This window comes from Komagataeibacter swingsii (assembly GCF_003207895.1).
Taxonomy (GTDB): domain Bacteria; phylum Pseudomonadota; class Alphaproteobacteria; order Acetobacterales; family Acetobacteraceae; genus Komagataeibacter; species Komagataeibacter swingsii.
Window position 1 is genome coordinate 273,510 of record NZ_NKUB01000001.1, and the last position, 21,389, is coordinate 294,898.

Genomic DNA, 21,389 nt, shown 5'->3' on the forward strand with positions numbered 1-21,389 from the left:
CGGGCTGAAGGTCAAGGCGGCTGCCCGGCATGGTCGGGCAGCCGTTTTTCATGCGCGGCCCCGTAATGCTTGACATGGCGGGGGGCAGGGGATAAATCCGGCCGACAATCAGGCACGTCACTTCGCGAGGGTTCGCGCAGTGGCGCGTCCTCTTTTGGGGAAATACGTTGTTCGAGACCCTCTCAGGCAAGCTTTCCGGTGTGTTCGATGGCCTCGCCAAGCGCGGCGCCCTGTCGGAAGCCGATGTTACGGAAGCCATGCGCGAAGTCCGTCTGGCCATGCTGGACGCCGACGTGGCGCTGCCTGTCGTCAAGGATTTCGTCAACAAGGTCCGTGAGCGCGCCGTGGGGCACGAGGTGCTGGACAGCATCTCCCCCGGTCAGGCCGTCGCCAAGATCGTCAATGACGCGCTGATCGACGCGCTGGGCGGCGCGGGCGCGGTTCCGCTGAACCTGAACGCCGCCCCGCCAGTGCCGATCCTGATGGTCGGCCTGCAGGGTTCGGGCAAGACCACCACGTCGGGCAAGATCGCGCGCCGCCTGGCGCAGCGCGAGCGCAAGAAGGTGCTGCTGGCCAGTCTAGATACCCAGCGCCCGGCCGCCCAGTTGCAGCTGGCTCAGCTGGCTGAACGCGCGGGTGTGGCGTCGCTGCCCATCATCGCGGGTCAGACCCCGGTGCAGATCGCGCAGCGCGCGATGGATACGGGGCGGCGTGAGGGGTATGACATCGTCATCCTCGATACCGCCGGCCGCCTGTCGATCGACGAGGCGCTGATGGATGAGGTCCGGGCGATCCGGGCCGAAACCAGTCCCGCCGAAACCCTGCTGGTGGTCGATGCCATGACCGGGCAGGACGCGGTCAACACCGCCAAGGCCTTCAACGAAGCCGTGGGCGTGACCGGCGTTGTCATGACCCGCATGGATGGCGACGCACGCGGTGGCGCCGCCCTGTCCATGCGCGCCATCACGGGTGCGCCGATCAAGCTGACGGGTTCGGGCGAGAAGCTGGACGCGCTGGAGGAATTCCACCCCGAGCGTGTCGCGGGCCGTATCCTTGGGCTGGGCGATATCGCCGGGCTGGTGGAAAAGGCCGCCGATACCCTGGATCACGAGGAAAGCGAGAAGCTTGCCCTCAAGATGATGCAGGGCAAGTTCGATCTTGATGACTACGCGGCCCAGATCCGCCAGATCAACAAGATGGGTTCGATTTCCGGTATCCTCGGCATGCTGCCCGGCATGGGCAAGCTCAAGGATGCGCTGGGGGACAAGGAGCTTGATACCTCCGTCCTCAAGCGCCATCAGGCCATCATTTTATCCATGACCCGCAAGGAGCGGCGCACGCCCTCCATCATCAAGGCGTCGCGCAAGAAGCGCATCGCCGCGGGTTCCGGCACGACCGTGCAGGAGATCAACCGTCTGCTCAAGCAGTATGACGCGATGGCCTCCATGATGAAGCGGTTCAGCAAATTGGGGGTGAAGGGCCTGATGCGTCAGGGCCTGTCCGCCCTCATGCCCAATGGGGGACGCCCCCCCGGCGGCGGCGGGCGTCCGCCTTTCGGCTGATCCCATAACGTCGTTTCCGTTTTTTCTTCTGTCTTTTTTCTGTCTGGAGAAGTCTTAAATGAGCCTCAAGATCCGTCTCGCCCGCGCTGGTGCGAAGAAGCGTCCCTACTACCACATCGTCGTGGCTGACAGCCGCTCCCCGCGTGATGGCCGCTTCATCGAGCGCGTGGGTTCCTACAACCCGATGCTGCCCTCCGACCACGCCGACCGCGTGCGCCTGGTGGCCGAGCGCATCACCCACTGGCTGTCCAACGGCGCGCTGCCGACCGACCGCGTGGCCCGTTTCCTTGGCAATGCCGGCCTTGCGCCCAAGCCGACCTGGAACGAGCAGCCGAAGAAGTCCGCGCCCAAGAAGCGTGCGCAGGAACGTGCCGCCGCCGCTGCCGAAGCAACCGCGGCGTAAGGCTGCTGGCGCGATAGACAGGCAGGAAAGGCAGGCAGTCATCCCATGAACCGCGATCATGTCCTGATGGGTGTGGTGGGTCGTCCGCATGGCGTGCGGGGGCTTGTGCATGTGCACAGCTACACCGCCGTGGCGGAAGACCTGGCCACCTATGCCGGGCTGGTCGACGACCTTGGCCGCCCGTGGCTTCTGTCATGGCATGGCAATGGCGTGGCCCGGCTGCATGATGCGGCGGGCCATGCCATCGACAGCCGCGAAGCCGCCCAGCAGATGGTCAACCGCAAGCTGTACGTGCCCCGCGCCAGCCTGCCCGAACCGGATGAGGACGAATTCTATTTCGCTGATCTGGTCGGGCTGGAAGCGCGTGAGCACGGCACGGGCCGCGTGGTTGGCCGGGTGGCCGCAGTCCATGACTATGGCGCGGGCACCAGCCTTGAAATTGACGGCGCGGGTGGCAACATCCTGCTGCCATTCACCGAGGCCTGCGTGCCGGTGGTGAATGTCGGCGCGGGATGGGTCGCCATCTGCCAGCCTGATGAGATCGAGGTGCCCGTCGAATGTTTTCCCGGCACGGCCGGGGAGGCAGGCGAGCCATGACGTGGCAGGCAACGGCGCTGACGCTGTTTCCCGACATGTTCCCTGGAACCCTGGGGCATTCGCTGGCCGGGCGCGCGCTGGAGCGTGGCATCTGGTCGGTGGAAGCGCGCGACATGCGTGAATACGGGCTGGGGCGGCACCGGGTGGTGGATGACACGCCGTTTGGCGGCGGGGCGGGCATGGTCATGCGCCCCGATGTCGTGGCGAGCGCCATTGCCGATATTGACCTGGCGGGGCGACCGCTGGTCTATCCCACGCCGCGCGGGCGTCGCTTGATGCAGGCGGATATCCGCCGGTATGCGGCGGGTCCGGGCGTTGTGGTGCTGTGCGGGCGGTACGAAGGGGTGGATGAGCGCGTGCTCGAAGCCTCGGGTGCTGAACAGGTCTCGATAGGGGATTATGTCCTGTCGGGCGGGGAAGTGGCGGCGACGGTGCTGCTGGATGCCTGCGTGCGGCTGCTGCCGGGCGTAATGGGGTCGGGCGAAAGCGCGGTCGAGGAAAGCTTTTCCGACGGTCTGCTTGAATATCCGCTTTATACCAAGCCGGCGCAATGGGACGGGCGCGACGTGCCCGAGGTCCTGCTGTCCGGTCATCATGCCGCGATCGCCAAATGGCGGCGCGCGGCATCCGAGACGGTGACGCAGGCGCGTCGGCCGGACCTGTGGGCCGCCTACCGGGCGGGCGCGGGTCAAGACATTTCCCGGGCCGCAGGCACCCATGCCGATGCGGACCGGCTGAACTGAACATGTAATCCTATCGAACGAGGACCGGATCATGAACATCATCCAGAAGTACGAGGCGGAAGAGATCGCCCGCCTGACCGCCATCCGCGCCGTGCCGGAATTCGCACCGGGCGACACCGTGCGCGTCGGCGTGGAAGTGGTCGAAGGCACCCGCAAGCGCGTGCAGAACTACGAAGGCGTTGTGATCGCCCGCGCCAACAAGGGCCTGAACAGCAACTTCACCGTGCGCAAGATTTCCAACGGTGAAGGCGTGGAACGTGTATTCCCGCTGTATTCCCCCACCATCGCGGACATCACCGTGGTCCGTCGCGGCGTTGTCCGTCGCGCGAAGCTGTATTACCTGCGTGGCCGTCGCGGCAAGTCCGCCCGTATCGCCGAGCGCAAGCGTGACGTTGCGGCCCCCGCCGCCACCGCCGCCGCCGAGTAACATGCCGACCCTTCGCCCGTTTCCCACCGTAATGGTGGAAACGGGCGAACCGTTTTTCATGCAAGATTTTGTGGCTGCCTGTCGCGTGCGAACCCTGCGCGTGATGGCGGCCTGTTTCCGTCCGGGAGAGGAATAGCAAGATGGCCCCGCGCACATTGTTCGACAAGATATGGGACAGCCATGTGGTCGAAACCCTCCCGGACAGTACGGCCATCCTCTATATCGACCGGCACCTCGTGCATGAGGTCACAAGCCCGCAGGCGTTCGAGGGGCTGCGCCTGAGCGGCCGCCGCCTGCGCCACCCCGATGCCACGATCGCGGTGGTGGACCACAACGTGCCCACATCCGACCGCACCCAGCCGATCGAGGAAGCCGACAGCCGCAACCAGATCGAGACGCTGGAACGTAACGTGAAGGAATTCGGCGTGCCGTATTTCCCGCTGCTGTCCGCGCGGCAGGGCATCGTGCACGTGGTGGGGCCGGAGCAGGGGATCTCGCTTCCGGGCATGACCATCGTGTGCGGCGACAGCCATACCTCCACCCACGGTGCGCTGGGCGCGCTGGCGTTCGGCATCGGTACGTCCGAGGTCGAGCACGTGATGGCCACCCAGACCATCCTGCAGAAGCCGGCGAAGAACATGAAGGTGGTGGTCGAGGGGCAGGTCGGCCCCGGCGTGACCGCCAAGGACATCATGCTGGCGATCATCGGCCATATCGGGACAGCGGGCGGCACGGGGCATGTGATCGAATTTGCAGGCTCCGCCATCCGCGAACTCGACATGGCGGGCCGCATGACGATCTGCAACATGTCGATCGAGGCCGGCGCCCGCGCGGGGCTGGTGGCGCCTGACGAGACCACGTTCGAATACGTGCGCGGCCGCCCGTTTGCGCCCAAGGGCGAAGCGTTTGACGCAGCCGTGGCCTACTGGAAGACGCTGGCATCCGACGAAGGGGCGCATTACGACCGCGTGGTGGAACTGCGCGCGGAAGACATCACGCCCGTGCTGACATGGGGCACCAGCCCCGAAACCGTCATTCCCGTGACCGGCAACGTGGCCGACCCGGCCAGTGAGGCCGATCCGTCGCGTCGCGCGCAGATGCAGCGCATGCTGGACTACATGGGGCTGGAAGCCGGGCAGAAGATCGCGGGCACGCCGGTTGATGTCGTGTTCATAGGCTCGTGCACCAACAGCCGGATCGAGGACCTGCGGGCTGCGGCCAGCATTGCCGCAGGCCGCAGGGTCGCCCACGGCGTGCGGGCGATGATCGTGCCCGGATCGGGCATCGTGAAGGCGCAGGCGGAAGAGGAAGGGCTGGACAAGGTCTTTGTGGAGGCCGGGTTCGAATGGCGTGAGGCCGGGTGTTCCATGTGCCTTGGCATGAACCCCGACCGGCTGACGCCGGGGCAGCGCTGCGCGTCCACCTCCAACCGTAATTTCGAGGGCAGGCAGGGTCCCGGCGGGCGCACGCACCTGCTGTCCCCCGCCATGGCCGCCGCCGCCGCCGTAACCGGAACCCTGACTGATGTGCGGGAGCTGATCTGACAATGGATAAATTCACCGTCCTTACGGCCATCGCCGCCCCCCTGCCGGAAGAAAACATCGATACCGACAAGATCATCCCGGCGCGGTTCCTCAAGACCACCAAGCGCTCCGGCCTTGGCGTGCATGCATTTGACGGGATGCGCTATCGCCCCGATGGCACGGAAAACCCCGATTTCGTGCTGAACCGGGAACCGTACCGCAAGGCCGAGATCCTGATTACGTATGACAACCTTGGCTGCGGGTCGTCGCGGGAACATGCGCCGTGGGCGCTGCTGGATTTCGGTATCCGCTGCGTGATCGCGCCGTCATTCGCCGATATTTTCAACAACAACTGCTTCAAGAACGGCATCCTGCCCATCGCGCTGCCGCGTGAGGTCTGCACGGAACTGATGGATGATGCCCGTCAGGGTGCGAATTCCCGCCTTACGGTTGATCTGGCGCGGCAGGTCATCATCCGCCCCGATGGCAGGGAAGTGCCGTTTGACGTTGATCCGCTGCGCAGGCAACTGCTGCTGGAGGGGCTGGATGACATCGGCCAGACGCTGCAGCATGAAAAGGCGATCACGACATTCGAGCAGCGCCGCGCACAGGCGCAGCCGTGGATTCCGCACATCGTCCTTGACTGAGGGCGCGCGCCGCATCTTAGCAAACCGTTCATAAACAGATTATCCGGATGGGAAACGTCATGTCCGCACCCAAGAAGCTCCTTATCCTGCCTGGCGATGGCATTGGCCCCGAAATCATGCACGAGGCCCGGCGCATCATGGACTGGATGGCGCAGGCGCGTGGCGTCCGTTTCGATATCAGCGAGGACCTGGTGGGGGGCGCGTCGCTTGCGGTGCATGGCCAGCCGATCACGCAGCAGGTGATCGATGCGGCACGGGCGGCGGATGCAGTGCTGTTCGGCTCGGTGGGCGACCCGAAATGGGCGTCGGCCGGGTTTGACCGCCGGCCCGAGATCGCGATCCTGAAGCTGCGCCAGGAACTGGGCCTGTTCGCCAACCTGCGCCCGGCCAAGGTGTTTGATTCCCTGGTGGACGCCAGCACGCTCAAGCCCGATGTCATCCGTGGCCTGGACATCATGATCGTGCGCGAGACGGTGGGCGGCATCTATTTCGGCACGCCGCGCGGGATCGAGACGCTGCCGGACGGCACGCGCCGTGGCATCAACACCGAGGTCTACACCACGGCGGAAATCGAGCGCGTGGCCCGTGTTGCCTTCGATCTGGCGCGCAAGCGTGACAACCGCGTGTGCTCGGTGGAAAAGTGCAACGTGATGGAAAGCGGCCTGCTGTGGAAAGAGGTCGTGACCGACCTGCACGCCCGTGAGTACAGCGACGTGGAACTAAGCCACATGCTGGCCGATAACTGTGCGATGCAGATGGTGCGCAACCCGCGCCAGTTTGATGTGATCGTGACGGGCAACCTGTTTGGTGACCTGCTGTCCGACCTTGCCTCCATGCTGACCGGCAGCCTTGGCATGCTGCCTTCTGCAACGCTGGGGGCAAAGGGCGAGGACGGCCGCACGCCCGCGCTGTATGAACCGATCCATGGCAGCGCGCCGGACATCGCGGGGCAGGGCAAGGCCAACCCGCTGGCGCAGATCCTCTCGCTCGCCATGCTGCTGCGGTATTCCTTCGACATGCAGGAAGACGCCGCGATGATCGAACAGGCGGTGTCCAACGTTCTGGACAGGGGCCTGCGCACGCCGGACATCATGAGCGCGGGCAAAACGGAAGTGAATACGGCGGGAATGGGTGAGGCCGTGGTGGCCGAACTGGACCGGCTGAACAGGGCGGCCTGACCCGTTGGGGTTATGGCTGTGATAGGGAACGGGCCGGCATGGTATTCATGCCGGCCCGTTTTTGATTCTGGCGCTGTTTATGTTCCGCAGGACAGACAGAAATTTTTGGTGAAGCTTTTTGCAAAAGCTTCGAAAGAACGCCGCCTTTTTGAGAAAAAGGCGGCATCCAAAAAATTTTATTGTTTTTTATCAATGATTTGTTTTCAAACAGCCGCTTACAAGCCGGGTTTCAGCACATAGCCCTTGCCCCGCACCGTCTGCAGGAAACGTGGCTCCCGCGGGTCGGGTTCGATCCGGCGGCGCAGGCGGGTGACCTGCACGTCCACCGCGCGTTCCCCGATTTCCTCCATGTCCAGCGTGGTGGCGATGTCGGTGCGCGACAGGATTTCGTTGGGATGGCGGGCCAGCACGGACAGCAGGGCCGACTCGCCCCCCGTCAGGTGCACGATTCCCTGCGCGTTGGACAGCAGGCCGCGCACGGGGTCGAATTCCAGCTCCCCCAGCCGCACGATCCGCAGGTTGCTGCTGGGGGCGGGGGGGACAAAGCGGCGCAGGTGCGCCTTGAGCCGCAGCAGCAGCTCGCGCGGTTCGAACGGCTTGGCCAGATAGTCATCCGCCCCGGCTTCCAGCCCGATGATCCGGTCCTCCGGCTCGCCGCGCGCGGTCAGCAGCAGGATGGGAAAATCCAGCTTTTCGCGGCGCAGCTCGCGCGTCAGTTCCAGCCCGTTTTCCCCCGGCATGGTAATGTCCAGCACCAGCGCATCGGGCTGCATGAAACCCAGCACCTGACGGGCTTCCTGCGCGGACGATGCGGCGCTGACGCGGAATCCCTGCTCGCTCAGGTAGCGTTGCAGCAGGCGGCGCAGGCGGGGATCATCATCGACCACGACCACATGTGCATCCACGATCATGCTGTCGCGGGGCAGGGAGGAGTCGCAGGCCGTCTGGATCATGGGGAACTCCGGTCTGGAGGGTGAAGGGCACCGGTGGATACGCCGGGCGCATCCGATTCGTCTATCAGCCCGTGCATGACGCGGCGGAAGCCATCAACCGCCTTGCCGCCCGCGTTGCGGTACACACGCAGCAGGACCTCACGTTGCAGGGAAAACAGATGGTTTTCAATCTCGCTTCCGCGCGCGGTCAGGTGCAGTTCCCGCCGCCGCCTGTCTCCTGCCGCCGTTTCCTGCCGTACAAGGTCCATGGACAGCAGTTCGCCCAGCGCGCGGCTCATGCTCTGCTTGGTAATGCCCAGCGTATCCAGCAGGGCGCCCACGGCCATGCCGGGCTGCAGGGCCACCGCCTGCATGATGCGGTAATGCGCATGCCCCAGGCCATAGGCATGCAGGGCGTCGTCTATGATGGCCGTAAACGACCGGCAGGCGAGCATGAGCAGGTCCTGCGCCTGCCGCATGTCCTCATCGCGCAGGAAAAGCAGTTCCACCCCCGCGCCAGCGGGCGCATGGCGGGTCGATGGCGGGCGGGCGGGGGCTGTCACGTCCGCGAAACCGTTCAGGCGATACGGCCGGTCAGGCGGTTGCGCAGGCGGGTGAGGCGGCCGACCTCGGACAGGCGGCGATCAAGGAATTCCTCCACCGAGGCAGGGTTGCCCCCCCGCGTCAGCCAGAACAGCAGGGTGGAGACATAAACGCCGCTCAGCGTGATGCGCTTGGTCACATAGGTGAAGCCGGTGGCGGTATCCCCCGCCGCCTGCCATATCGCGTTCACGCTGCGCCCCAGCGTGCGGGCAAGGGCGCGGGCATGGGTCGGCACCATCAGCACGGCCAGCGCCTGGCGTATGGCGGCGCGGTGCGGGGCGGCGTGGTCCAGCCGGAACAGCATGGCCGCGCGGACGCGGCGGCTGATCTTGCGGCTACGGAAGCTGTTGGTGGCGGCCAGCATGTCGCGGTCCATGAGGTCGAAGCACGATTCGGCCACCTGCGCCATGCCATCGGGAAACAGCAGGTCCGCATCCTCCCCCACGCATTGCCGCAGCAGGGCGACCGTCCATGGCTGGCTGCCCGCGCGCGGGTCGGCCAGGAAGCGGCGCAGCAGCGCATCACCTTGCGGTGAGTTCTGGAGCGCGGGCGGTTCCAGCGCGGATGTCGCGGCGGCTACCAGGGCGGAAGGGGTCATGGGCGCTCTCCGTAACGTGCCATTTCGGTATCAAATCCCATCCGGCCAAGGTCGGTCATGCGCATGGGATAGAGGATTCCGTTCAGGTGGTCGTATTCATGCTGGAATACATTGGCCAAAAAGCCGGTTGCAATGCCGTGTGTTTCCTGCCCCTGCGCATTCACGCCGCGCCAGGCGATGCGGCGGTAACGCGGCACCCAGCCCCGCAGGCCGGGAATGGACAGGCAGCCCTCCATCCGGTCCACCATGTCATCATCAACCGGCTCCAGCACCGGGTTTATCAGGGCGGCGGGCAGGCGGGGGGGATCGTCCTCGCCCGTGCTGCGGGTTTCGGGCACGCGGTAGACGAACAGCCGCAGGCTCTGGTGCACCTGGGGCGCGGCCAGTCCCACGCCGCCCGCGTCCAGCATGGTCTCGATCATGTCGGCCACCAGCGTGCGGATGGCAGGGGCCTGCGGGTCGGCCACCGGCAATGCGGGCTGCAGCAGCACCGGATGGCCCATGCGGGCGATCTTGAGCAGCGTCATGGACACAAACACCCTTCCTGTTTCGGGGAACATGTATATGACAGCGTTGGCGCGCAATGCGGAGCACGAAAATCATTTGGCGCCGGATGCGGGAATGATTTGTGTTGCCGTGTGTGAGTGTGATATAGGTGCGGCCCGTTTGGGAATCGCACGAAGGGAATGGCCTCGGGCGGACGTTCCCCAAGTTTCAGTTTCATGGATCATCCATACCGGATGGCAGATCAGGAGTTGACGACCCAGTGCAGGTTCTCGTTCGTGACAACAATGTTGATCAGGCCCTCAAGGCCCTCAAGAAGAAAATGCAGCGCGAAGGCATCTTCCGTGAAATGAAGCTGCGCCGTCATTATGAAAAGCCGTCCGAGCGCAAGGCGCGCGAGGCTGCCGAAGCCGTGCGCCGCGCCCGCAAGATGGAGCGCAAGCGCCTGGAGCGTGAAGGCTTCTAAGCCGACCGTTATCGGGATATGGGTCTGACCCACAAAAAAGCCGGCCCCAGCAGGGAGCCGGCTTTTTTGTGTCCGCAGTCAAGGTAAAGCCATGGACATGGAGTCGCATCCCGGCACCGAATACGCGCCCCCGCTACAGGGGTGGCGCAGGGTGCGTGAACGCCTGGTCCGGCGGGTCCTGCCACGGTCGCTGCTGGGGCGCATGCTGCTGATCGGGTTCATTCCGCTGCTGGCCACGCAGGCCATCTCGCTGGAACTGTTTTACGGCAATTACCTGCAGATCGTCTCACGCCGCCTGTCGGGCGACATGGCCACCACCATCGCCATGACGCTGGACCTGCTGGAACGCTATCCGTCCCCCGCCGACAGGCAGTGGATACTGGATGACGCCGGGCGGCGCGCGGGCCTGGTCATGACATTGCACGAAGGGGAAAGGCTGGACCGGCGCGGCTCCAACCATGTGCTTGGCCCCATTGATGACGACCTGGTGCGCGACCTGCGGGCGAATGTGCGCCTGCCCAGTTTCGTGGACTGGAAGCAGGCGCATCATCGCGTGGTGATCCGCGTGCAGACGCCCATCGGGGTGCTGCAGGTCGTAGCCCTGCGCAAACGGCTGGACGTGGCGCCGGTATGGCTGTTCGTGGCATGGGCGTCGGGCAGCGCGCTGGTGCTGTTCCTGATCGCGGCGCTGTTCATGCGCAACCAGGTCCGCGCCATACGCAGGCTGGCGCGCGCGGCGCAACTGTTCGGGCTGGGGCGCGACACCGTGCCCATCGTGCCCGAGGGCGCGCAGGAAATCCGCAAGGCGGCCATCGCCTTCAACCGCATGCGTGACCGCATCAACCGCTTCGTGGAACAGCGCACGACCGTCCTGGCCGGCGTATCGCATGACCTGCGCACGCCATTGACCCGGCTGCGCCTGTCGCTGGCCATGCTGCCGCGTACGGGCCGGGTCGACGCGGCCGGACTGCAGCCCGATATTGCCGACATGATCGGCGATATCGTGGAAATGGAGCATATGATCGAAGGCTACCTGTCCTTTGCGCGGGGCGAGGGGGCGGAAAAACCCGTTGTCATCCGCGTCGAGGACCTGTTCGAGGAATGCGTGGTCGCCCTGCGCCGCATGGGCGCGCAGGCCAGCATCGGTTCCATTGCGCCCGCGGGGCTGAGCGTGACGGGGCGGGGCAACGCCCTGCGCCGTGTCCTGAACAATGTGGTGGAAAACGCCCGCAGGCACGCCACCCGCATCGAACTGTCAGCCGAACGCGGACGCAGGGAGGTCATCCTGTATGTCGATGATGACGGGTGCGGCGTGGATGAGGCGCGGCGCGAAAGCGTGTTCCGCCCGTTCGAAAGCGGCAAGGAAGGCGGGACCGGGCTGGGCCTTGCGATCGCGCGCGACATCATTCACGCCCATGGCGGCCATATCAGGCTGGAAACGGGGCCGCTGGGCGGTGCGCGGGTCAGGATCGTGCTGCCGACCTGAACGGTCCGGCAGGGCAGGACATCAAGGCAGGGAGTTGCCCGCCCCGCCATGGCCGGGGCCGCCGTTCATGCTGTTCATCGGGCCGGTGCTGCCGCCGTAGGTGCTGCTCATCTGGCTAAGCGGGTTGTAGCGGCCCACATTGCCCAGGATCTGCTGCATGATGTTGATTTTGGTGCCCGGCGTGGGCGTCTTGCCGGGCGCCATGGCGACGTAGCGCGCGTCATCCTTGTGCAGGGTGCGCATGTTGCGCAGGACGCCGCCCTGGTCAAATGTCAGCACCACCATGTCCTGCTTGCGCACGCGGGGGAAGCTTATGGGGATGATGACCTGCTTCATGGACATGTACAGCCACGTATTGTCATCGAACGTGGCGCGCCCCGTGGGGGAACCCAGCGCATCCATCACGTCCGAGCGCGTGGTCTCGCCGACCTTCAGTTTCTTGTAATCGTCCGCCTCGACCAGGGAACCGCGCTGGATGGTGCTGGGCTTGAACACCGAACATCCCGACAGCGCGATCCCTGCCCCGATGACAGCGCACGAAAACAGGCGTAATGAACGCGAACGGGGCGGGGTGTCCTGTGGTGACCTCATGGTCCGGAAAATATCCTGCAATAAGGCATGGCGCGAAAATGCGGTTCGTCTTTCCGGTGCCCGATTGGGAAAATGAAGTCAATCACAGATCGCCCCGGCGGTGGAAAAACACGACAGCCGGGACCATGTTTCCACCATGTGGGCGCCACGGCGCAGGCCCCGTGAACAGACGCGCAGGAGTAATACGACATGGATGCAGAATTTTCCCGCCCGCTTGCCGTGGGCCGCATCCCGGCCCGTGGCATGGAAACGGTGGTCGAGGCATCGGACGCGGAATGCCGCAGGCTGGCGCGCCGGTTCGGGATACCCGGCCTGCGTGACCTGTCCTGCCGCTACCGGCTGGCGCCGGGACAGGATGGGGAGGTGCTGGCCGAAGGCTGGCTGACCGCGCATGTGACACAGGAATGTGTCGTAAGCCTTGAGGCGTTCGAGGACGTGCTGGCGGAATCGTTCACCGTGCGCTGCATCCCCGCGGAACGGTTCCGCGAGGATGACGAGATCGATCCCTTTTCCATCGATGAAATCCCTTATGACCGTGACAGCATCGACCTGGGCGAACTGGCGGCGGAGGAACTTTCGCTGGCGCTGGACCCGTATCCGCACAAGCCCGGATGCGCGATTCCGGCCGAATTCGCGGGCAATGAGGAGGCCGAACCGGAAGAAACCGTGCGCAGGCAGCCTTTTTCCGCCCTGGCCGAGTTGAAAAAAAAGCAGAACTGACGCAAAGGAAGGGGCAGGTAACGGGGGGCGCGGGTTACGCGCCTTGCGCATCATCTCTTGCGCAAGTGCAAATGATCTGTTAGAGCGCCCCCCTCAATTATTGATAACTGACCGGTGTATCGCCACGATGGTGTGCCTGCCGGTTGTGATCCAGATCGGAGGGGCCCAGGCCCATGGCTGTACCCAAGAGAAAAACCTCGCCGTCCCGTCGTGGCATGCGTCGCAGCCACGCTGCGCTGAGCGTGCCCGCACACGCGGAATGCTCCAACTGTGGCGAACTCAAGCGCCCGCATCACGTCTGCAGCCATTGCGGGCATTATGATGGCCGCGAGGTCGCTTCCGCCGGCAAGGCGCTGAAGACGGCGGTCCGCGCCTGATAACAGGGCGCTGCTGGCGTCATTAACCCGGTCAGGGGCGCGGCGCGCGTGGGCCGCGCCTTCGGGCGTGCCTGTGGCCGTCCTGTCCGGGTCGCGCGGGGATAGGGATGTGCCAAAGTTGTACTCCCTGATCTTGCGCGTTCCTTTCTTACCCGGCACAAGACGAGCATGAGCGAGACAGGTTCCTCCTTTTCCGAGACTGGGTCCTACACCCTGGCCATAGACGGCATGGGTGGGGATGGCGGTCCGGAAGTTGTAGTGGCCGGACTGGCGATTGCAGCAGACCGACATCCTTCGGCCAGAATCCTTCTGGTCGGGGATGAGGCGACGTTGTCCGGCCTTCTCAGCCGCCATCCGCGCGCGGCCGCCATCTGCACAATCCTTCCGGCCGGTTCGGCGATCCCGATGGACATGAAGCCCACGGCGGCGTTGCGCGTGCGCGATTCCTCCATGCGGCTGGCCATGGACGCGGTGGCCAAGGGGGCTGCGCAGGGCGTTGTATCCGCTGGCAACAGCGGGGCGATGCTGGCGCTGGCCAAGATCGTGGTCAAGACACTCCCCGGCATAAGCCGCCCGGCAATGGCGGCGCTCAGCCCCACCACACGCGGCGACGTGGTCATGCTCGACCTCGGCGCGAACGTATCGTGCGACTGGCGCAACCTGGTTGAATTCGCCATCATGGGCGAAGCCTTCGCCAAGGCGGTGCTGGGCCTGCCCGCCCCCACGATCGGCCTGCTGAATGTCGGGTCGGAGGAGCTGAAGGGCGACGAACGCCTGCGTCAGGCGGCCGAGGTGCTGCGTGGCAGCGCGCTGGCCGGGCAGTTCCACGGCTTTGTCGAAGGGCACGACATCACGGCGGGCACGACCGACGTGGTGGTGACGGACGGCTTTACTGGCAACGTGGCCCTGAAAACCGGGGAAGGCGCGCTGAAAATGGCGTTCACCCTCCTGCGGCAGGTCTTTACCTCCAGCCTGCTGGGCCGGATCGGCTACCTGCTGGTGCGGCCGGGGCTGGAACGGATGAAGGAATGGCTGGACCCGCGCCGGTACAATGGCGCGGTGTTCGTCGGCCTGAATGGCGTTGTGGTCAAGTCGCATGGCGGCACGGATGCCGAAGGGTTCGCCGCCGCGGTTGACGTGGCCATGGACATGGTCACGCACCGCTTTACCGACGGCATACGTGATCGCCTTGCGCATATGGAAAAGCTGACATCCGTCAAGGCGGCGCCGGACCAGCAGCAGGCGGTTCCTGCATCCTGACCCTGTGGCATCCGGTGGGGCAGGCAGGCTGTCAGGGCTGTTCCCACCCATGCATGTAAGATGAGATTGGTGGAAAAACAGGCATGACGGCGAAACGCTCGCTTCTGTCCGGGTTCGGCGGTTATCTGCCTGAGCGGATCGTTACCAATGACGAGCTGGCATCCCGGCTCGATACATCCGATGAATGGATCCGTGGCCGCACCGGCATTGGCCAGCGCCATATCGCCGGTGAAAACGATACCGCCGTGTCCATGGCCGCGCAGGCCGCGCGTCGCGCACTGGAATACGCGGGCGCGGCACCGGCCGATGTCGATGCGGTGATCGTCGCGACCAGCACGCCGGACCAGGCCTTTCCCTCCACCGCCGTGCGCGTGCAGGCCGAGCTGGGCATGACGTCCGGATTCGGGTTCGACCTTGCGGCGGCATGTTCGGGTTTCATCTATGCCCTGTCGATGGCCGATTCGCTGATTCGCAGCGGACAGGCCCGTTCCGCGCTGGTGATCGGCAGCGAAGTGTATTCACGTATCCTTGACTGGTCGGACCGGGGGACATGCGTGCTGTTTGGCGATGGCGCGGGGGCTGTGTTCCTGACCGCCGCCGGGAAGCAGGATGGGGATGCCGGCATCCTGTCCACCCACCTGCATTCCGATGGCCAGTACGGTGACCTGCTGTATGTGGACGGCGCCACCGGGCGGCATGACAGGCCCGCACACCTGTGCATGAACGGGCGCGAGGTGTTCCGCCATGCGGTGGCCAAGCTGTCGTCCTCGGTCGATGAGGCGCTGGCCGCCAATAACCTGACCCATGCGGATGTGAACTGGCTGGTGCCGCACCAGGCCAACCTGCGCATTATCGACGGTGTGGCGCGCAAGCTTGCGCTTCCGGCCGACCGGGTGGTGGTGACGGTGGACCGGCATGCCAATACGTCGGCGGCCTCCATCCCGCTGGCGCTGAACGAAGCGGTGCGGGACGGGCGCATCCGCAAGGGCGACCTTGTGCTGATGGAAGCGCTGGGCGGCGGCCTGACATGGGGGTCGGCGCTGGCGCGGCTGTGATGTCGTTTCGGTACCACATTGAAATGGGCGCGCAATAAACCGCCCGATCATTGAATACATTCAATTGACGATGATGGCGCGCATGCATAACGTTTACGCATGAGCACCGTGACGCGCGCCACTCTGGCAGAACAGATATATGATCAGGTCGGGCTGTCCCGCCATGAATCCGCCGATATTCTGGAAGATATTCTGGAACGGATGGCACGGACACTTGAAACCGGCGACACCCTGAAAATAAGCGGGTTCGGCACATTCTCTGTCCGGCAGAAGGGACAGCGTACGGGCCGCAACCCGAAAACAGGCGTGGAAGTCCCGATTCTTCCCCGTTCTGTGCTGGTGTTTCGCCCCAGCCAGCTGCTTCGTGCCCATGTCAATGGACAGTCCGATGGTGAAATCCCGCCGGAAGGAGACGAGGAATGAGCACGCAGCGTGACCCGGACGGTACCGCAGCCCCCGCGCACGACATGACCCAGTCGGGCATGGACGGCCTGCCCATCTATGAGGTCGCGCGTGAACTCGGCCTGGCCCAGCATGTCATGCGTATGTGGGAATCCCGCTTTCCGCAATTGCAGCCAGTGCGGGGGCAGGTGGGGCGGCGTTATTACCGCCCGCAGGATATCGCCGTGCTGCGCCAGATCGCCGACCTGCTGTACGTCCGCAAGCTGTCGATTGCGCAGGCGCAGGCCGAACTGGGGCGGATGACCCTTGCCGCTGGCCCGTCACCTGCCGGCATGGCCACGCCAGCTACGCCAGAAATCCCTGCTGTTCCTACAGTCATTCCCGATGCGGTGGTGGACCCGGCCGCCCCGGTGGCGCAAGCGCAGGCCGCGGCTGATGGCCCTGCCCATGCGCCCGCGCCCGAACACGTGCAGCCGGTCGAAACCGCCACGGTGATCGAACAGGTCACGATTATCGAGGAAACCACCATACAGGCAGCCGATACGGCCCCCGCCGAACCCACGGCGCCCCTGCCGGTGCAGCCTGTGGCGAAAGAAGCGCCGGCCCCGGCGGCAACGGTGCCCGAGGCCGCGACGCCGCCGGAAGGCGGGAAGGGGGATGAAGCGGAAATACCGCTGGAACAGCTCGTCATGATCGAACTTGAACGCCTGCAGGCGGAAAACACCGTGCTGCGCGACAGCCTGCGTGGCGTGTTGGTGGAACTGCAGGCCCTGCGGGACATGGTGCCGGTCTGATTTATCCGGTTTTTTTCATTTTTTGCGCAGATCGTGGCTTGCCGTCCCCCTGCGGGCCTGCTACACCCTGCGCATCGCAGACAGGCGGGCAGTAGCGCAGCCTGGTAGCGCATCAGTCTGGGGGACTGGGGGTCGTGGGTTCGAATCCCGCCTGCCCGATATCCCTGTCTGCGATTGAAGATTCCGGGCGCATGCCCCAACGGAAAGCACCTGTAACAGGGTGCTTTTTTTGTATCCGCCGCAGGCCGCGTCAGTAACGCGCGCGGCTCCAGTTCAGCCACAGCATGTGCAGCACCGCCATGATGGCTGGCCCGACAAACAGCCCCAGCAGGCTCCAGCTTTCCGCCCCACCCAGAATGCCCGTCAGCACCCACAGGAAGGGCAGTTGGGTCGAGCCGCCAATCAGGGCAGGGCGCACCAGATGGTCCGCCAGCAGGATCACGGCGATGCCGAACAGGATGATGGCGATGGCGGTCAGCACCGCCCCGGTATTGATGACCAGCAGGATTGCGACGGCGCTGATGGCGATCAGGGCGCAGAAGGGGATCATGGCGGCAATGGCCGTTATCACGCCAAACAGGAACGGGTGGGGCGCGCCCGCGACCAGATAGGCCAGGCCCATCAGCATGCCTTCGCCAATGCCCACCAGCACCAGCCCCGATACCGACCCGTGGACGGATGCGATGATCTGCAATGCGATCCGCTCCCCCCTTTTGCCAAAGGCGCGGCGGGAGACGTTAAGGGACTGGCGGATGACCGAATCCCCGTCCTTGAGCAGGAAAAACAGCGTCAGGAGGGCGAAGGCGAACAGCAGCACGCGGTGCAGCACCTGCGATCCAAGCTGCTGGGTGACCTTCACGCCCTGCCCGATATTCATGGACCCGAGCAGGGCGGAGACATCGGCAGGATTTTTCAGGTGGTCGTTCCACCATGTTTCAACCGTCTGCTGCCCATAGGGCAGGCGGCTGACCCATGGGGGGAGGGGAATGCCGGAATGGCGGGCATCATTCAGCAGCCTGAGCACGCTTTCCGCCTCGCGTCCCGCTTCCAGCCCGAACAGCGCCAGTGGCCCGATGAAGATCAGGGCGATGACCAGCGTGAACAGGACTGGCAGCAGGATCTGGTGCGCGCGTGAACGCCACCGCCCGCGCGCCCGCGCGTATAGCGGCCACGAGGCGATGGCGAATATGCAGCCCCAGATCAGCGATGGCAGGAAACCGCGCACGGTGTACAGCGCCAGCAGCACAAAGAACAGCGCCAGTCCCGCACGCGCCATGCGCTGCGTGCGCTGCGTTTCGCTGAATGACCGGAAGGTGCGCATCGCGGATGCAGGATCCATGCGGCGGCCCGGCATGGGGGCGCCTGCCTGCTCCTGATCCGCGTTGTAGGGATCCGTCATGGTCATTCCTCTGGAAAACGGGCTGTGTCGACACGGGTGCTGGTGTTAACGAAATCGTTCCACCAGGGACATTAATCCTATGTCGGGGGCGTCGTTTCAACGGCCCACAGGGCAAAAGCATGAATCAGGGCGGCTTCCTTCAGGGAATCGAAGCGTCCCGTCGCCCCCCTGTGTCCCGCTTCCATATTCGTGCGCAGCATGATGGGCCGGTCCGACCGGGTATTGTCGCGCAGCCGCGCGACCCACTTCGCCGGTTCCCAGTAGGTGACGCGGGGGTCGGTCAGCCCGCCCATGGCCAGGATGGCGGGATAGGCGCGCGGGGCCACCTGTTCATACGCGGCGTAGCCCGCGATCAGGTCATAGGCGTCCGGGTCGGTCAGCGGGTTGCCCCATTCGGGCCATTCCGGCGGGGTCAGGGGCAGGGTGTCGTCGGACATGGTGTTCAGTTCATCCACGAACGGCACCACCGCCACAATCCCCGCGAACAGGTCGGGGCGCATGTTCGCGACCGCCCCCATCACCATGCCGCCCGCCGAACGGCCATCGGCCACGATTCGCCCCGGCGCGCCAAAGCCCGCGTCGGTCAGGGTGGTGGCGCAGGCGATGAAATCGGTGAAGGTATTGGGCTTGTTGCGCCCACGTCCGCCAAGGAACCAGTTCCAGCCTTTTTCCGAACCGCCGCGCACATGGGCAATGGCATGGAACCATCCCCGGTCCACAAGGCTGAGCGTGCGGGTGGAAAATACCGGGTCGATGGCGTGGCCATAGGACCCGTAGCCATACAGCAGCAGCGGGGCGGACCCGTCGATGGGCGTGTCATGGCGGCCCAGCACGGTTATGGGCACCTGTTCGCCATCCGGGGCCTGCGCCACCAGCCGCCAGCAGCGGTACTGCGCCGGGTCATGGCCGGATGGCACGGATTGCTGCTTGAGCAGCCGGTCCGCACGCGTCGCCATGTCCTGCGCATGCCATTGCCGGGGCGTGGTGGGGGACTGGTAGATATAGCGCAGTTCGGTCGTGTCGTATTCGTAACCGCCGGCGAAGGTCAGGTCGTAGGCGGCTTCGTCGGGTTCCAGCGCATGGGTCTGGCCCCCCAGGTCACGGATGACGATGCGGGTGTTCGCATCCCGGCGTTCGCGCCATGCGACATGGCCCGACCAGACCATGCAGTCGGTGATGTAGCGGCCGGGTTCATGCCCGATCAGGTCGCGCCAGTTCTCACGTCCCGGCGCGCTGTCCGGCGTGGTCATGATCTTGAAATCATACGCGCCGTCGGCATTGGTCAGGATCAGGAAGTTTTCGCCCTGATGGTACAGCCCGTACATCAGCCCCGTCTGGCGCGTGGCGGCGCATACGGGGGCCGCCAGCGGGTCATGGCCGGGGACCAGCCAGGATTCGGACGTATCGTGGTTGCCGGTGGAGATGATGATCCATCCGCCCGAACGCGTCGCGTCCACGCCCACGAAGAAACCGGGATCGGGTTCCTCATACACAGGCGTATCCGTATCTTCCCCGATACGGCGGCGATAGACGCGGGCCGGGCGGCCATGTTCATCGCGCCAGACCCAGAACAGGAACCGGCTGTCGGGCGAGAAAACGAACGCCCCGCTACAGTTGTCAACGGGCGGCAGGGGGATGCCGCCCGTACCGGCCAGCCTGCGGATATGGATGCGGTAGATTTCGGACCCCTGCGTATCCTCGGCATAGGCGAACAGGGTGTGGTCGGGACTGTGGCTGGCGGTGGCGATGGCGTAATAGTCGTGGCCGCTGGCCGCCGCGTTGACATCCAGCAGCACCTCTTCCGCCTGTGGCCGGCCTGCGGGATAGCGCCTGTAGACGGGATACTGCGCACCCGCCGCATAGCCGGTCTGGTAGGAAAACGGCCCGTGGGGCAGGGCGGGATAGGTATCGTCGGGCTGTATCCGCCCCTTCATTTCCGCCACAAGCTGTTCCTGCAGGGGTTCCGTTCCGGACAGGACGGACTGCGTATAGGCGTTTTCCGCCCGCAGGTGCCCGGCAATGTCAGGGCGCAGCAGGGACGGGTCGCGCAGCACGTTCTGCCAGTTGTCATCCTTCATCCACGCATATTCATCCTGCCGCGTGCGGCCAAGCTGCGTGATGGTGCGGGGTATCTTGCGGGGAACGGGAGGGAGGGTCATCGCATGGTCCTTGCGCGCGGGCGGTGGATTAGTCGGTTTTCGGGGCGTGCCAGCCGGTCAGGCCGTGGCGCAGGCGCTGGCCTTCGGGGGTGGCGGGGTCAATCATGCCCGTGCGCAGGAACAGGTCGATCAGCACAAGGTTCACGTTGAACTTGAACGCATCGGTATCGCGGACCAGCACATAGGCTTCCCGCAGCGGGATCAGGCGGAATTCCTCCACCTCCCCATCAGCGGGCACGGGGACGAAATCGGGCGGCAGTTCCAGTTCGAAACAGTGCAGCACGTCACGGCGCAGCCCCTCGGGCCGGTCCAGCGCGTAGCGGATATCCACCGTGGGGCGCGCGCGCGCCACCAGTTCGGGCGGCAGGCTGGCTTCCTCCGCCGCTTCCTTTACCAGCGCCTGCGCCGCCGTGTGGCCCGCCGGGATGCCGCCCGCCACCAGGTGGTCCAGCTTGCCGGGGTCCAGCCGCTTGGTCATGGACCGCCGGGCGATCCACAGGTACAGCCCGTCGGGCCGCCGCACCAGCCCATTGAGGTGTACGCCCGCCGCCATCAGGCCAAACAGCGGCAGCGCGCCCCGGTCGATGCGGGCCACCGGCGGCCGGCCCATGTCGGTCCAGACATCAAACAGTTCGTGGTGGGAGCGGTACACCCCCTCGCGCGCCATGGCCTCGCCGACCTGTTCCAGCCTTGTGGGGTCATCCAGGGTAACGCTGTCCCCCGCATGCGTCATGCCGTGGCGCAGCAGGACCGGCAGCAGGTCGGGCTGCACCCAGCCCGCGGGCTGGGTGCCCAGCCGGAATTCCAGCCGCCCGCCGGGCAGCACCGCTGTGTTGCACGCGGCGATATGACGAAAAAAACCATCGAGGTTACGTGACATGATCCATCCCTGTCCTTCGGGCCATGGCTGGCATAACGGCTGCCCCGTGGGCTGACAATCCTTCCGGCGTTCCGCGGCGGCAG

24 protein-coding genes and 1 tRNA gene are annotated in these 21,389 nt (G+C 65.2%); 17 read left to right on the plus strand and 8 right to left on the minus strand.

The window, feature by feature from the left end:
• Positions 1 to 167 precede the first annotated feature (167 nt).
• The 8 genes from ffh to leuB all read left to right on the plus strand — a co-directional run bounded on the left by ffh (position 168) and on the right by leuB (position 7,080).
• Positions 168 to 1,562 (plus strand): signal recognition particle protein, encoded by a 1,395-nt coding sequence (ffh, locus tag CFR76_RS01295; protein WP_110555459.1) that lies wholly within the window; start codon positions 168 to 170, stop codon positions 1,560 to 1,562.
• A 58-nt stretch (positions 1,563 to 1,620) separates the two neighbouring features.
• A complete protein-coding gene (gene rpsP, locus CFR76_RS01300; RefSeq protein ID WP_110555460.1) occupies positions 1,621 to 1,965 on the plus strand; it encodes a 30S ribosomal protein S16 in 345 nt (114 codons plus the stop codon).
• A gap of 45 nt (positions 1,966 to 2,010) precedes the next feature.
• Positions 2,011 to 2,562 carry a ribosome maturation factor RimM gene (rimM, locus tag CFR76_RS01305; RefSeq protein ID WP_110555461.1) on the plus strand — a complete coding sequence of 184 codons (552 nt, stop codon included), beginning with the start codon at positions 2,011 to 2,013 and terminating at the stop codon, positions 2,560 to 2,562.
• Positions 2,559 to 3,305 (plus strand): tRNA (guanosine(37)-N1)-methyltransferase TrmD, encoded by a 747-nt coding sequence (trmD, locus tag CFR76_RS01310; protein ID WP_110555462.1) that lies wholly within the window; start codon positions 2,559 to 2,561, stop codon positions 3,303 to 3,305. The genes rimM and trmD overlap by 4 nt, the downstream gene beginning before the upstream one ends.
• 31 nt (positions 3,306 to 3,336) lie before the next feature.
• Positions 3,337 to 3,732, plus strand: a complete 396-nt coding sequence (gene rplS / locus CFR76_RS01315) for a 50S ribosomal protein L19 (RefSeq protein ID WP_110555463.1) — start codon at positions 3,337 to 3,339, stop codon at positions 3,730 to 3,732.
• A 140-nt stretch (positions 3,733 to 3,872) separates the two neighbouring features.
• Positions 3,873 to 5,276: a 3-isopropylmalate dehydratase large subunit gene (leuC, locus tag CFR76_RS01320; protein WP_110555464.1), complete on the plus strand. Its 1,404-nt coding sequence runs from the start codon at positions 3,873 to 3,875 to the stop codon at positions 5,274 to 5,276.
• 2 nt (positions 5,277 to 5,278) lie between these two features.
• On the plus strand, positions 5,279 to 5,902 hold the full coding sequence (gene leuD, locus CFR76_RS01325) for a 3-isopropylmalate dehydratase small subunit (RefSeq protein ID WP_110555465.1): 624 nt from the start codon (positions 5,279 to 5,281) through the stop codon (positions 5,900 to 5,902).
• Between the two features lie 59 nt (positions 5,903 to 5,961).
• Positions 5,962 to 7,080 (plus strand): 3-isopropylmalate dehydrogenase, encoded by a 1,119-nt coding sequence (leuB, locus tag CFR76_RS01330; RefSeq protein WP_110555549.1) that lies wholly within the window; start codon positions 5,962 to 5,964, stop codon positions 7,078 to 7,080.
• Positions 7,081 to 7,295: 215 nt separating this feature from the next.
• Here leuB and CFR76_RS01335 read toward each other — a convergent pair whose 3' ends face one another.
• The 4 genes from CFR76_RS01335 to def are packed head-to-tail and all read right to left on the minus strand — an operon-like array spanning position 7,296 to position 9,740.
• Positions 7,296 to 8,033 carry a response regulator gene (locus tag CFR76_RS01335; protein ID WP_010506450.1) on the minus strand — a complete coding sequence of 246 codons (738 nt, stop codon included), beginning with the start codon at positions 8,031 to 8,033 and terminating at the stop codon, positions 7,296 to 7,298.
• Positions 8,030 to 8,575, minus strand: a complete 546-nt coding sequence (locus CFR76_RS01340) for a MarR family winged helix-turn-helix transcriptional regulator (protein WP_244191712.1) — start codon at positions 8,573 to 8,575, stop codon at positions 8,030 to 8,032. The genes CFR76_RS01335 and CFR76_RS01340 overlap by 4 nt, the downstream gene beginning before the upstream one ends.
• A 14-nt stretch (positions 8,576 to 8,589) precedes the next feature.
• On the minus strand, positions 8,590 to 9,213 hold the full coding sequence (locus CFR76_RS01345) for a COQ9 family protein (RefSeq protein ID WP_110555466.1): 624 nt from the start codon (positions 9,211 to 9,213) through the stop codon (positions 8,590 to 8,592).
• Positions 9,210 to 9,740: a peptide deformylase gene (gene def, locus CFR76_RS01350; protein WP_110555551.1), complete on the minus strand. Its 531-nt coding sequence runs from the start codon at positions 9,738 to 9,740 to the stop codon at positions 9,210 to 9,212. Before def ends, CFR76_RS01345 begins: the two co-directional genes overlap by 4 nt.
• Positions 9,741 to 9,979: 239 nt before the next feature.
• Here def and rpsU point away from each other — a divergent pair, with 239 nt between their 5' ends.
• Positions 9,980 to 10,183 (plus strand): 30S ribosomal protein S21, encoded by a 204-nt coding sequence (rpsU, locus tag CFR76_RS01355; RefSeq protein ID WP_010506446.1) that lies wholly within the window; start codon positions 9,980 to 9,982, stop codon positions 10,181 to 10,183.
• Between the two features lie 91 nt (positions 10,184 to 10,274).
• The gene (locus CFR76_RS01360) at positions 10,275 to 11,669 is read left to right on the plus strand and encodes a sensor histidine kinase (RefSeq protein WP_110555467.1); all 1,395 of its coding nucleotides are present in this window, start codon (positions 10,275 to 10,277) and stop codon (positions 11,667 to 11,669) included.
• Positions 11,670 to 11,690: 21 nt separating this feature from the next.
• Here CFR76_RS01360 and CFR76_RS01365 read toward each other — a convergent pair whose 3' ends face one another.
• Entirely contained in the window at positions 11,691 to 12,260 is a 570-nt protein-coding gene (locus CFR76_RS01365) for an outer membrane protein assembly factor BamE (protein ID WP_110555468.1), read from the minus strand.
• Positions 12,261 to 12,449: 189 nt separating this feature from the next.
• On the opposite strand from CFR76_RS01365, the gene CFR76_RS01370 reads away from it, so the two are divergent.
• The 7 genes from CFR76_RS01370 (at position 12,450) to CFR76_RS01400 (ending at position 17,027) form a co-directional block, all read left to right on the plus strand.
• On the plus strand, positions 12,450 to 12,980 hold the full coding sequence (locus CFR76_RS01370) for a YceD family protein (RefSeq protein ID WP_110555469.1): 531 nt from the start codon (positions 12,450 to 12,452) through the stop codon (positions 12,978 to 12,980).
• Positions 12,981 to 13,153: 173 nt separating this feature from the next.
• Positions 13,154 to 13,357 (plus strand): 50S ribosomal protein L32, encoded by a 204-nt coding sequence (gene rpmF, locus CFR76_RS01375; protein WP_010506434.1) that lies wholly within the window; start codon positions 13,154 to 13,156, stop codon positions 13,355 to 13,357.
• 168 nt (positions 13,358 to 13,525) lie between these two features.
• Positions 13,526 to 14,617: a phosphate acyltransferase PlsX gene (plsX, locus tag CFR76_RS01380; RefSeq protein WP_110555470.1), complete on the plus strand. Its 1,092-nt coding sequence runs from the start codon at positions 13,526 to 13,528 to the stop codon at positions 14,615 to 14,617.
• An 83-nt stretch (positions 14,618 to 14,700) separates the two neighbouring features.
• On the plus strand, positions 14,701 to 15,672 hold the full coding sequence (locus tag CFR76_RS01385) for a beta-ketoacyl-ACP synthase III (RefSeq protein WP_110555471.1): 972 nt from the start codon (positions 14,701 to 14,703) through the stop codon (positions 15,670 to 15,672).
• 99 nt (positions 15,673 to 15,771) lie between these two features.
• A complete protein-coding gene (locus tag CFR76_RS01390; protein ID WP_025438940.1) occupies positions 15,772 to 16,095 on the plus strand; it encodes an integration host factor subunit alpha in 324 nt (107 codons plus the stop codon).
• Complete coding sequence (locus CFR76_RS01395; protein ID WP_110555472.1) at positions 16,092 to 16,868, plus strand: MerR family transcriptional regulator; 777 nt, start codon at positions 16,092 to 16,094, stop codon at positions 16,866 to 16,868. Before CFR76_RS01390 ends, CFR76_RS01395 begins: the two co-directional genes overlap by 4 nt.
• Positions 16,869 to 16,953: 85 nt before the next feature.
• A tRNA-Pro gene (locus CFR76_RS01400) sits at positions 16,954 to 17,027 on the plus strand.
• A gap of 91 nt (positions 17,028 to 17,118) precedes the next feature.
• Here the strand turns inward: CFR76_RS01400 and CFR76_RS01405 are convergent.
• From CFR76_RS01405 to CFR76_RS01415, 3 genes are all read right to left on the minus strand, one after another.
• Complete coding sequence (locus CFR76_RS01405) at positions 17,119 to 18,273, minus strand: AI-2E family transporter (RefSeq protein ID WP_110555473.1); 1,155 nt, start codon at positions 18,271 to 18,273, stop codon at positions 17,119 to 17,121.
• A gap of 71 nt (positions 18,274 to 18,344) precedes the next feature.
• The gene (locus tag CFR76_RS01410; protein ID WP_110555474.1) at positions 18,345 to 20,426 is read right to left on the minus strand and encodes a S9 family peptidase; all 2,082 of its coding nucleotides are present in this window, start codon (positions 20,424 to 20,426) and stop codon (positions 18,345 to 18,347) included.
• Positions 20,427 to 20,454: 28 nt separating this feature from the next.
• Positions 20,455 to 21,306, minus strand: coding sequence for an NUDIX hydrolase (locus CFR76_RS01415; RefSeq protein ID WP_110555475.1), 852 nt, complete (start codon positions 21,304 to 21,306; stop codon positions 20,455 to 20,457).
• Positions 21,307 to 21,389: the final 83 nt, after the last annotated feature.